This is a genomic window from Streptomyces sp. NPDC086549 (assembly GCF_044746205.1).
Lineage (GTDB): Bacteria > Actinomycetota > Actinomycetes > Streptomycetales > Streptomycetaceae > Streptomyces.
In genome coordinates, this window is sequence record NZ_JBIVBS010000051.1 from 1 (window position 1) to 10,308 (window position 10,308).

Annotated in this window: 13 protein-coding genes and 2 pseudogenes; 5 read left to right on the plus strand and 10 right to left on the minus strand. The window is 68.2% G+C overall.

Annotated features, from left to right (window positions below; genetic code table 11):
- Positions 1–483: 483 nt before the first annotated feature.
- The 3 genes and pseudogenes from ACIPSA_RS50935 to ACIPSA_RS50945 all read right to left on the minus strand — a co-directional run.
- Positions 484–951 (minus strand): annotated as a pseudogene (locus ACIPSA_RS50935) (replication-relaxation family protein); the annotation flags it as partial.
- Positions 948–1,139, minus strand: a complete 192-nt coding sequence (locus tag ACIPSA_RS50940; protein ID WP_402649040.1) for a hypothetical protein — start codon at positions 1,137–1,139, stop codon at positions 948–950. The gene ACIPSA_RS50940 and the pseudogene ACIPSA_RS50935, both read right to left, overlap by 4 nt.
- 146 nt (positions 1,140–1,285) lie before the next feature.
- Positions 1,286–1,708 (minus strand): hypothetical protein, encoded by a 423-nt coding sequence (locus tag ACIPSA_RS50945; protein WP_402649043.1) that lies wholly within the window; start codon positions 1,706–1,708, stop codon positions 1,286–1,288.
- Between the two features lie 553 nt (positions 1,709–2,261).
- On the opposite strand from ACIPSA_RS50945, the gene ACIPSA_RS50950 reads away from it, so the two are divergent.
- Positions 2,262–2,441 carry a hypothetical protein gene (locus ACIPSA_RS50950; RefSeq protein WP_402649046.1) on the plus strand — a complete coding sequence of 60 codons (180 nt, stop codon included), beginning with the start codon at positions 2,262–2,264 and terminating at the stop codon, positions 2,439–2,441.
- 305 nt (positions 2,442–2,746) lie between these two features.
- On the plus strand, positions 2,747–3,667 hold the full coding sequence (locus tag ACIPSA_RS50955) for a hypothetical protein (RefSeq protein WP_402649048.1): 921 nt from the start codon (positions 2,747–2,749) through the stop codon (positions 3,665–3,667).
- Positions 3,668–4,028: 361 nt separating this feature from the next.
- On the opposite strand, the gene ACIPSA_RS50960 is transcribed toward ACIPSA_RS50955, so the two are convergent.
- The 3 genes from ACIPSA_RS50960 to ACIPSA_RS50970 all read right to left on the minus strand — a co-directional run bounded on the left by ACIPSA_RS50960 (position 4,029) and on the right by ACIPSA_RS50970 (position 5,685).
- Positions 4,029–4,265: a hypothetical protein gene (locus ACIPSA_RS50960; protein ID WP_402649050.1), complete on the minus strand. Its 237-nt coding sequence runs from the start codon at positions 4,263–4,265 to the stop codon at positions 4,029–4,031.
- 863 nt (positions 4,266–5,128) lie between these two features.
- Positions 5,129–5,392 (minus strand): hypothetical protein, encoded by a 264-nt coding sequence (locus tag ACIPSA_RS50965; RefSeq protein WP_402649053.1) that lies wholly within the window; start codon positions 5,390–5,392, stop codon positions 5,129–5,131.
- Positions 5,393–5,538: 146 nt separating this feature from the next.
- Positions 5,539–5,685 (minus strand): hypothetical protein, encoded by a 147-nt coding sequence (locus ACIPSA_RS50970; protein ID WP_402649056.1) that lies wholly within the window; start codon positions 5,683–5,685, stop codon positions 5,539–5,541.
- 279 nt (positions 5,686–5,964) lie between these two features.
- Here ACIPSA_RS50970 and ACIPSA_RS50975 point away from each other — a divergent pair, with 279 nt between their 5' ends.
- Positions 5,965–6,852 (plus strand): DUF3626 domain-containing protein, encoded by an 888-nt coding sequence (locus ACIPSA_RS50975; RefSeq protein ID WP_402649059.1) that lies wholly within the window; start codon positions 5,965–5,967, stop codon positions 6,850–6,852.
- A gap of 267 nt (positions 6,853–7,119) precedes the next feature.
- On the opposite strand, the gene ACIPSA_RS50980 is transcribed toward ACIPSA_RS50975, so the two are convergent.
- The 4 genes from ACIPSA_RS50980 to ACIPSA_RS50995 form a co-directional block, all read right to left on the minus strand.
- Positions 7,120–7,701, minus strand: a complete 582-nt coding sequence (locus ACIPSA_RS50980) for a GNAT family N-acetyltransferase (RefSeq protein ID WP_402649062.1) — start codon at positions 7,699–7,701, stop codon at positions 7,120–7,122.
- Between the two features lie 332 nt (positions 7,702–8,033).
- The gene (locus ACIPSA_RS50985) at positions 8,034–8,243 is read right to left on the minus strand and encodes a hypothetical protein (protein WP_402649065.1); all 210 of its coding nucleotides are present in this window, start codon (positions 8,241–8,243) and stop codon (positions 8,034–8,036) included.
- Positions 8,244–8,372: 129 nt separating this feature from the next.
- Positions 8,373–8,846: an aminoglycoside 6'-N-acetyltransferase gene (gene aac(6'), locus ACIPSA_RS50990; RefSeq protein WP_402649067.1), complete on the minus strand. Its 474-nt coding sequence runs from the start codon at positions 8,844–8,846 to the stop codon at positions 8,373–8,375.
- Between the two features lie 172 nt (positions 8,847–9,018).
- Positions 9,019–9,372 (minus strand): hypothetical protein, encoded by a 354-nt coding sequence (locus ACIPSA_RS50995; protein ID WP_402649070.1) that lies wholly within the window; start codon positions 9,370–9,372, stop codon positions 9,019–9,021.
- A gap of 165 nt (positions 9,373–9,537) precedes the next feature.
- On the opposite strand from ACIPSA_RS50995, the pseudogene ACIPSA_RS51000 reads away from it, so the two are divergent.
- Positions 9,538–9,708 (plus strand): annotated as a pseudogene (locus ACIPSA_RS51000) (DNA helicase); the annotation flags it as partial.
- 278 nt (positions 9,709–9,986) lie between these two features.
- Positions 9,987–10,308, plus strand: a 322-nt coding sequence (locus ACIPSA_RS51005) for a nucleoside triphosphate pyrophosphohydrolase (RefSeq protein ID WP_402649073.1), incomplete at its 3' end; no start/stop codon positions are given.

Below are 10,308 nucleotides of genomic sequence, written 5' to 3' on the forward strand. Positions count from 1 at the left end.
CCGAATCCTTTACCCGACAATAGGAACGGCCGCAGCCCCGCACAGTGGGCCGCGGCCGTTCTTTCCGATCTGTCCGTGGCAGGTCAGAGCGCGAGGCCGGTCAGGACCAGCACGCGCTGGTATGTGCAGTCGGGGCTTGGCCCCGGATTTTGGACACCCGAGACACTTGGATCTTGAGTCCAGGAGAACGGATGTCCCGTGGTCATGAAGCACTATCCGCCGGAGTTCAAGGCGGACACGGTCGCGTTGTACGAGTCGCGGCCGGAAGCGACGATCAGGTCGGTCGCCGCTGATCTGGGGGTGAACCCGGAGACTTGCGGAACGGGGTCCGGGCGGCCGGAGCGAGCCGGCCACGGGGACGCCGGGCGGCGGCGCCCGCCGAGCCGCCCACGGCGCTTGAGGCGGAGAACGCGGCCCTGCGCAAGAAGGCCCGTGAACTGGAGGAGGAACGCGAGATCCTGCGGAAGGCGGCGAAGTATCGGCGAGACGCGCTGGTGAACCGCGCGGGTGGGAGACCTCAGGCGTCCGGTCCAGGTGTCCGTGTTCGTCGCCGCGCCTGCGGGCGTCGGCGACGAACGCCAGGTGTGCGCGGAGCACGGTCAGGGTGTGCGGCGTCTTCAACGAGGCAGCGGTGGCTGAGGTGATCGGATACGGCGGCCGGCCCCGGAACGCGGGCAAGTCCCGCATCAGCCGGGCCCCTTCGCCCGTCAGGTATCAGGCGCGTGACCGGTTGGACTGCGGCAGCACCGTGTAGTCCACCAGGCCGTCACGGCGCAGCTTGTTCCGTGGCGTGGAGACGGTCTGCCGTGCCCTGCCGGGCCGTAGCAGGTCTTGGAGCTGGTTCGTGGTCGCGATCCGGTGCTGCCCCAGCACGGCCAGGAGCTGATGCGGCAGTGGCTCGACCTGACTTGGAGTATGACCGGACGACACGGTCTCGAAGGCGGTGGTCACCGGTATCCCTTCTGCAGCCGTACGGCCGGTGGGGTGGTGGGGGCGAGTTGGGCGAGGAGCTGGTTCACACGGCCCAGCTGGCCGGTGGCCCGGGTCGTGAGCTGGTCCAGGGGCTCGGCACCGGCCAAAGGGAGGGCGGCGCGCTCGAGCGCCGCCACCTGGCGGGGGCGTGCGTAGTCGGCGGACACCTTGTCGCGCTGTTGGCCTGCTCTTGGCGTCGGCATTCGGCCTCGGGCGCGGTCTGCCGCATCAGCTCCTGCATCGCGCTGTTGGGTCGGCGGCCACGGAACGACGAAGTGGCGCAGCCGTCCGTCGGCGTACTGCGCAGCCACGGTCACTGCCCACTCGCCGTCCTCGCGCTGCGCATGGCGGTCACCGATGCCAGCTTCGGCTGCACACCGGTGACCGGATCCGGCAGATCGACGTCCGGCGCGAGGGACTGCGCAAGCCGTGCCTGCGCACTTGTCTCGTCGTCCGTGCTGCTGCGCAACCAGACGCTGACGAAAAGCTGCGCATAGCCGCCCGGGGCGGCGGCGGTCGCCGCGGTGGGCACGGTGGTGGGCTTGGTCGCGGGGGCCGCCGCGACCGTGGTCGGGGTGGAGGTGACGGCGGCGCACAGGGCCATGGGGCCAGCTGCGATGACGGTCCAGACCGCTACGTGTGAGAGGCGTGCGCGGCGGCGGATCGCCTCCAGCCGGGCGCCGGCCGCTATCGGAGCAGCGGCCTCGCTCTGTGAGGTCTGCTTGCCAGGGGACATGGTCAAACTCCCAGGTCAGAATGGATGTTGCTGACCTTGAGAAAACCCGGCGATACCGACCCGACCACCGACCACGAACCCCCGACCATGGTCACGATGGGGACACGAAGTCCATGGTCGGGGTCATGGTCGGCCCGGCCACGAGCCCGACCACGGCAGCTGGACGGCTACGTTGCTGGATCGTGACCGATGGTCAGGGCTCGTGGCCGTCAGCCTGGTCGGGGTCGGCAGGTGAGCTGACGACATGGAACACACGCACGCCCGCGCGTCCAGGCCCGCCGGCCGCCTCACCTCGGCGGGCCGCGTGTGCTGCCCTGGCCACCGCACGCGGCCCGCTTCGGAGGTACGGCGGTGAGCCGCTTCGGGGCAGGCGTCAGCAGGGGTGTGATGGCGGCCGACCAGTTCACCCAGATCGCCAACGGGCTGTTCCGGGGCTCCCGGCTCTTCTGCAGGGCGAAGGGGGTCTTCGGGTGTGTCAGTACGCACAGGAACGGCTGGCGGGTGATGGTTACCGACCTCGTTCGGCTGGGCCCGGACGGATGAGAAGCGGTACGTGCGCAGCGAGATCTGCGCCGTCGATCTCGCGTTCGGGGCGCGTCTGGCGTACGGGCCCGCCGACCGGATCGCGGTTCTCGTCGAGTTCGGCCGGTACCTGGTCTGGGCTGACGCCGGATCTCCCCTGTGGCCCGGCAGCGGCCTGCTGCCGCCCGTCAACTCCGTGGATGCCAGCTGATGTTCGTGAGGCGGATGGTTACGGTCCGGTTCCGGAGCGGGGCCGGAGTTGCCGCCCGGGTGAGGGGGGGCGATACCGTGGCACGGCGATCGTCTCGTGCGCGCTGCACAGGGTGGTCGCCGAAAGTACACGAGAAACGGGGATACCTTGCCATGGCTTACTTGGCCCGCTCTGCTCACATAGCCCGTGCCACGCGCATGGGCGTGTTCGCCGCGGCCGCATTCGCAGCTGCGGCTTCCTTGACCGGATGTTCCACCGCCGACGGAGGTTCCGGGCGCGCGGACGCTGCGTCGGCCGAGAGGCCGTTGCTCACCAAGGCCGAGGCGGACAAGGCGGTGGACGCCTATCAGAAGGTCAACAACCAGGCCAACGCCCGGCGTTCCGCCTCACTCATGGCGAGGGCGGAAGGCGGCGCTGTCCTTGCGATGGACCAGGCGTACTTCACGCAGATCCCAGCGCTCGGCAAGAGCGAGGTTGCGGGTAATCTCGCTCCGTTCGCGTACGTCAACCGCACCTTCTACATACCGCCCGCCTCCTCGAAGGCCGACTGGTTCCTGGTGCGCACCCAAGGCGCGCACCTCACCCATGGCAGGCCGGGCAAGCTGTGGTCAAAGGACATCAGGTTCCTCGTCTTCAAGCGCTCCGATGACGGCTGGCGGATGGTCGTTGCCCGTGACTTCGAAGGGGCTGACGTGGCCAGGGTGCCGCACATCGCCCTCGACGAAGCCGGGCTGATGAAGGTCGTCGACCCCGGCACCAAGATCGGTAGGACGGCACCCTCGCAGTTGCCGGAACTGGTCACCGATCTGTGGGTGACAGGCGGCCGCAACACCCCGCTCGCCGACACCTCAGCCCGGCGCATCGGCAGGTCCTGGTACACCGAGCGGGCCGACAACCTGGACGGGCACGCCTGGGTCGACTTCAAAAAGACCGCCCCCCGCGCCGGGGACGCCTTCGCCGCGAAGACCGTTGACGGTGGCGCGCTCGTGTTGTCCGACAGCGCTGTCGATGAGACCTTCCTCGCCAAGGACCTCCACTCCTATGTCAACCTCGGCGACTCAGACAAGCCGTTGGTCAAGCGCAACCCGGACGCGCATATGTACAAGGTCGTCCGCCACTACGCGCAGACGGAGCTCGGGATCATCTCCGCAGACGGCAAGCCTGCCGTCTACTCCATCGGCACCCAGGTGACCAAGGTGGACGCCACACCGACACCTGACATCTAAGACATGGTGGCCGCGCACGTGCGGCGGTGGGCCGGCCCTGCCGTGGACCACCACCGGCATCGGCAGGACCTCGCTGCAAAGCTCGCTTTTCCGGCAGCCGAGGCTTGGCCTGCTGATTCGGATTCCAGGAGCACTCAACGCGCTCGAGACCTGCTTCCCCGAGTGGCTGAGGCGGAAGTAGCAGGAGATCCGTAGTGATGGCCGGTTCCGCGGAGCCGTGTGGCTTCGCGGGGGAGTGGTGGCTGGTCTCTCCGTGCCGGCCATCGTGCGGTGTCTGGCCTGCCGGGTGTTCGTCGTTCCCTTAAGCCAGAGGCCGCGGTCTTACGGTATCCGGCCTGCGACGGGGTTCGGTGTACCGCAGTCAGGGCGTCGAGGAGCGGCGGGCGGCCAGGTCTTCGAGGCGGGAGCGTTTCCAGCGCTGCTGGCGCGGCCGGCCAGCACTGCCGCGCCGGTACTCGTACCCGTCGGGCTGTTCGAGGTCGGGCAGGAGTCCGTGCCCGAGTGCGCTGATGAAGCTGTCGGCGTTGCTGTATCCCAGGATGCGGGCTGCCTCGGCGGCGCCGACCAGGTCCTCGTTCTGGTCGGCCGGCGGCAGCACTCCACGCTTGCGGGCGACAGCGACGACGGTCGCCCGCCGCCATTTCTTGCGGCCCGGGCCGCGGGCTGCCTTCTTCCTTCACCTGGGCGTCCGGCTCGGGCAGTTCGGGGATGCGTCCCTGGTAGAGGGCGCTGGAGAAGGAGGCCGGGCTGCCGTAGCCGAGCAGTGCAGCGACCTCGGCCGTGCCGAGCAACTCCTCGGGGTCCCCGTCCGCCGGCACCGCAGGCCGCGCTGCCGCCGGAGCGGAGCTGCGCCGGCCCTTGCCGGGGCGGCTGGCGACCCAGGCCACGATCGTGCCGCGGCGCCACATCGGGCCGTCGACGTCCTCGTCGGGCTCGGGGAAGTAGCCGGGCCGGTCGCGGAAGTAGGCGTCGATGGTCGACGTGCGGGTGTACCCCAGAAGCTGGGCCACTTCCCGCTTGGTCAGCAGCTCGTCCTGGTCGGCTTCGAGTACTGCGGCCGGCAGCGTGCGCTTCTTCGGGGCGCGCTGCGCAAAGAACGCGGCGACCTGGTTGTAGAGCCAGAACCGCTTGCGGCCCTCGGTGTGTGCGACTGCGGGGAAACCGCTGTCCGGGGTGTTGCTCCACTCGCTGACCCGGGGCTTGCTCGTGCCGAACTCGGACACGATCTGCGCGGTGTCCACGAGCCGGTCGGCGGAAGACATCAGGTCCCCTTGGAGGAGTCAGGGCGGCGGTGCCGGCACCTGGAAGAGTGTGACATGTTCGATAAGGCCAAAGGGAGCGGTTTGCTGTCCAGCCTGACGCCAAATCCGCCTACAGCACCTCCTCGCCCAGCAGGCACACCCCGAAGCGTGCCGCACGCTCCTCCAGCTTTGTGTAGGCCATCGCGGCCGGCGCGGCATCTCACGTCACGAAAGCGAGAGCGGAGACCGCCTCCCCGCGCGTCATCCCCTCCTCCCACGGCACGCCCGCAGCGGCGCACCGCTCGGCGAGCTGGACATCGGACAGGCTCGCGGTCTCCCGGTCAGCGCCGGCCTGGACGTCGGCGACGCCCTCGCACCAGGCGCGGTGGCACCTGGACAGCAAGTCGTGCAGCGAGTCCGGGTCGCTCACACGCCGGGCCTGGGCGGCGAGTTCGAGCAGCAGGGCGGTGGGGTTCGTCTCCATGGTCATCTCCTCCATCCACTGCAGGGGGCGCCCGCTGCGCCGAGGAGCACAGCGGGCGGTGATCATCAGCTAATGCACGGTGCAGCCGTCGCACAATGCGCGGCCGGCGCGGCGGGCCAGTTCGGGTTCCTTGCGGGGCTCCTTCTTCAGCGCCGCCCGTACCTGCTCCTATGGGCGGTGAACTCCGGGCCGTCGTCCGGGCAGACGACGCCCGGGCCGGGCGCGCCGCACCGCTCGGCGTGCCGGACCAGGTCGGTGATGCGCCAGTCCACGCGGAAGCTGTCGCCCCGCACCCGCTCAGCCTCGGCGTACAGGCCGGCCAGCCGCGGCCGCCGGCCGATGGAGAGCAGTAGGTCGTGGCGGGAGGCGAAAACGCACAGCGAGCACGAACAGCTTTTCCGGACTACGGGAGGGGAGGCACGAGCCGAAAAATTCGCGTGTGGCGAGCGTTGACGTTCCTGCACACTGCGTGGATGGTTGCTGGCACTCCCTGGTCACCTCACCACTCAGCCTTGCGGCACGTGGCAGCTCGGTCGTCCGGCGCCCCTCTCGGCCCCGGGCCGAAGCTCACCATGAACTTTCACCCCGACCGCATGGTGGGGAATCGACTCCTTCTTCTTCGGATGGCGGAGGACGGCGTCTACTACTCCCAGTTTGTGACCGGTACCGGCAACGGTGGCCTGACTGCGTATCCGGGCGGAGATCGGTGGCGCTGGGAGAGCCGCATCTTCGGCGGCGCGTACGATCACGCCGCACCTCACGAGCGTCCTGTCCACGGGGCGCTCAACTATCGGAACTTGCCGGTCGGCGGGGCACCTCGATTCGGCTCCTCGCATTTCCGGCTCACCACTGACACCCTCGAGCGCGCGACCTTCTGCTATCCAGACAGCTCGACGGAACCCTCGGCCTTCGCTGTGACGTCCCGCTTCGCCCTCATCGGCATGGCCGAGGCTGACGGGCTGGACGCCCTGGACGGACACATTGAGGCTCACATCCACGGATCTGTCAGATTCGACCGGGACGTTGAGGCATTGGTCTTGGACCCCAGCTACCGTGGCACGGACGTGGAGGAGGCGGCCCGCCGGCTTCCGTGCCCGATCGAGTGGCATCCAGGTTTCCGGCTGACCGTGGGGCATCTGCGGCAACACCCTGACTACCGGGGTCAGGAATACGTCGACCTGGGCGCCAAGATTGCGGTCGACGGATGCCTGGACCCCTGGGCGATCGGCAGGGCCGCCCGCACGGGCCATTACGACTCGCAGGCGCTCAAGAAGGTCTGGCACTGCTTGGCGCGCTTTGGTGCCCCGCCCTCGGTTGCCAGTGCAGTTTCTGGCCTGACCACGACCTGTTGCTCCGCGGAAGCAGCAGGAGGGTGGCTTTGTTCACGAGTTGCGTCGTCAGTTGTTCACGGGTTTGGGAGGCACCCAGATCCACGGTCGGGTGATGTTCAAGAGTTTTGACGGCGCTGGGTTCCCTGCCTGGGCAGCATCGAGGTGCTCCTGGTGAAAGGCCCTGGTCATGCCGCAGATGTCGAAGGTCGAGCTGTACACCGCGATCCGGCGCGACCGCTGCGGCGGCATGACGATGAGAGACCGACACCGACTCCTACCGGCTCGCGAGCACCCGAGCCCGCACGGTACAGCAGACGGCTGCCGGGTGAAGGATCTTGGTGGCCCACTTCTTGCACGGGCGAGCCACCAGGATGGGAGCCTCGCACCAGCCCTTACTCAAGTCGCTCGTTGAGCGTGCTCAGGTGCTCCCGCCCGCCATTGGTCTTCAGCCATCCGCCAGACGACATCGATCCCCACTTCGCCAGGAGCGCAGGGGCCTTCAGGCACCTGTATGCGTTCGATCTCAGTGAAACCCAAGCGGCGGGCGACGGCCCCACTGGCTGGGTTGGCAGCATCGTGATGGATCTCTATACGGTCGATGCCCGCCAGCTGGAAGCCCTGGCTGACAAGACCTGACGCAGCCATTGTCGCGAGACCTTGTCCCGTCCAACGAGGGTGAATCCAATAGCCGATTTCGAGACCGCCCGCACCGATGCGGCGATGCAGACCACAACTGCCGATCACCGTGGCACCTGACGTGATCGCATAACCGAAGGCTTGCCTGGTCTCCCACTCATCGTGGCTTCGGGCCAGGAAGTCGACGGTTTGCTGTCTGCCGTGGCTGGCCGCCCAGGGCATCCACGGCACGAGATGGTCCAGGGATTCGTAGATCGCCTGTTCCAGGACGTCGAGATCGGTCATGCGCCACCGACGCAGTTCAACCCGGTCAGAACTGAGATTTTCGGAAGGTTCCTCCATGCCCCGGATGCTCTCGCAGCCCAGCTGGGGCCTACAACGCAATATCACCTGCCTGCTTCCCAACCAGGCACGGCCACGGCGCATCAGCCACGAGTGCCGTCATTTCTCGTGAACATCCACGGAGACTCGGTCCCCTGACCGAGTCTCCAACCGATGGACAAACGCTGCTACTCGAAGTGAACGAAGCCAGGAGGGTGAACTCGGCCCTGATCTTCGACAGGACTCGTAGAGCCTGTGGAAGTCCCGACGTTCGAAGGCGAGTCTCATCGATCTGGCCGTTCACCAAGGACAGTTGCGGGCGAGCAGGGGGCGGATCTCGTCGATTGCCTCGCTCACCGTGGAGCGGCCGACGCCGTACAGCGTGGCGAGGGGCGCGTGCGGCAGGTCGTGCGCATGTGGACGAGGGTGAGCACGACGCGGTCGGTGAAGACCAGCTCGTGCTTGGGGCCGGCGCCGGGGGCACGTAGCCGCTGGTGGCCACGCCGCTCGTGCAGGTCTGCCTCGTGCCGCGCGCACCACGGCTCGGCCAACTCTTCGGCCAAACCGCCGAGATGTGGAGATGCCGGTGAAGGCGGGATGGGACAAGGCCGCGCGGGCCCACTTCTTTTGCACACCCGAAGAACCCGTGCGGCCCTCATCACGTCACGCCCGGTGTACTTGACACCGACCGGTCAGGTCAGCTCCTCGGCGAGCAGATCCATGAGCAGTCCGTCCTGCCAGGCGCCCGTCCGGTGGTTGCGCCAGTACGCGCGCATGATCCCCACGGGCTTGAACCCGACCTTGCCGTAGCTGCGGATCGCCGCGGTGTTGGCTGCGGCGGGGTCAATGGTCAGCCGATGATGGCCGCGTTCGTGTACCAGCCACCGGGCCAGGGTGCGTACGGCGTCGGTGCCGATCCCCTTCCCGTGATGCCGCGCCGTCAGGAAGATGTCGATGCCGGCGTGCCGGAACTCGGGGTCGGCTTCTTCCTCGAACTGGATCGCTCCGATGACCTCGCCCTCGAAGACAACGGCGAGCATGCCCTCGAAGTCGTCCAGGGGCGACCACCACGTCGCGACTTCCGGCTCCCGCACGATGCTGTCAAGGGCCTCCCCATCACCGACGGCCACCGAACGCAGTACGACCTTGTCCCCACGCAGCTCCATGCCCCTCAGTATCCCGGGGAGATGCAAGCACGTTCCGAAGCATGACTCGCTCAATAGCCGACCACGTCGTTACTTGAGACGCCATTGCACAGACCAGACCGCGTCCCCGTGGTGATCTCCGCCTACGAAAATCTTGCCAGAGCCACATCAACTCGTACGCCGACATCGCGCCTCATCTCGCGCGCGGCCCGTCAACGGTGAGCTCGCCGTCGGGTGCCAGGGTGAACCGGGCGCCGTCCATCACGGTCGTGGCGGTGGCCGAGGTGCCGTAGGCCTGCAGTGTGAAGTCGTCCGCCTTGCCGTAGTGCCCGTCCGCTTCGGCGGCGTCGCTCCAGGAGTTGACCCGCACCCACACCGACCAGTCGTGCACCCGCTTTTCTCGCCACGGTCCCCAGCTGTCCTGTGGCAGCAGCCCTGCGCCTCGGCCCGAGAACAGGTACCAGGCGAGAAATCCGAGCAGGGCCACGGCGGTCACGGCCATGAGCCGCGGCGCGGTCGGCCGGCGGGGGACGCGGGTGACGGGCACGGGGGTTCCTTCCGTTTGGGTCGAGCTCTGTCGGAGTCGAAGACGGTTCTCCGCCGGGCCGCGCTCCGTTCCGCCACCGCTTACCGGTCCGCGGGTTGATGCCGACGATCCGGCTGGCCTCTTGATTGCTGTAGCCCTGCTGCGTGAGCTGGAGATATGCCTGACGACACCAGCCCCGCGCCACCACCCGAACCGATCGACGACGCCGAAGCCCGCCTGGCCTACGTAGCAGTCACACGCACCCGTCGCCGTCTGGATCTCGGAGGCTTGTCCTGGATCCACGACATCCTGGGCAGCGGCAATGAGCCGTCGTCCGCTGGGGGCCCACAGGTATGAGCACTGCTGTCACACACCCGGCTGACCGCCCGCGCCGGGCGCGGCCGGTCAAGCGGCACGCCAGTGTGCAGCCGTGATGACGCGCCCATTGGCTGTTCCCTTGGGGCGGGCCGATCTCTCGGCCGCCGCCTCAGAGGGGGGCCGGTGCGCTCAGGCTGGGGTCACTCCGAAGGGGTGGGATTCATGGTTCGCATGGCGAGTTGTGAGGTGGTTTCCCTAGGCTGCGGCGGCATGAGGGGCGGCGGCTGGTGTCCGCTCCGCGGCGATGGGTGCAGCAGGTGGAGCGCTACAGCGGGTCCGGGAAGTTGGTGCGGGACGGAATTCCGCAGATCATCCGTGAGGGCGGGGCCGAGCCGGTCGTCTACACCGCCGGCCCGGAGGAGTACCGCGGGAGGTTGAGGGACAAGCTTGGTGAGGAGGTCGCCGAGTTCCTCACGGCTGATGAGGCCGCGGCGCCGGGGGAGCTCGCGGATGTGCTGGAGGCCGTGCGCGCGCTGGGCGCCGCGGGTTGCGTCCAGAGAAGTGGTGTACGGTTCGACCTGATCCGGGGGTTTGCTCCGGCATCGGGATGGTGCCCGCATAGACGAACGGCCACCGGCT

Coding starts and splice junctions, on each gene's coding strand:
- ACIPSA_RS50980 (WP_402649062.1), bottom strand. CDS start 7,701: ATGGAGGAACCTTCCGAAAATCTCAGTTCTGACCGGGTTGAACTGCGT.
- ACIPSA_RS50965 (WP_402649053.1), bottom strand. CDS start 5,392: ATGGAGACGAACCCCACCGCCCTGCTGCTCGAACTCGCCGCCCAGGCC.
- ACIPSA_RS50975 (WP_402649059.1), top strand. CDS start 5,965: ATGAACTTTCACCCCGACCGCATGGTGGGGAATCGACTCCTTCTTCTT.
- ACIPSA_RS50945 (WP_402649043.1), bottom strand. CDS start 1,708: ATGTCCCCTGGCAAGCAGACCTCACAGAGCGAGGCCGCTGCTCCGATA.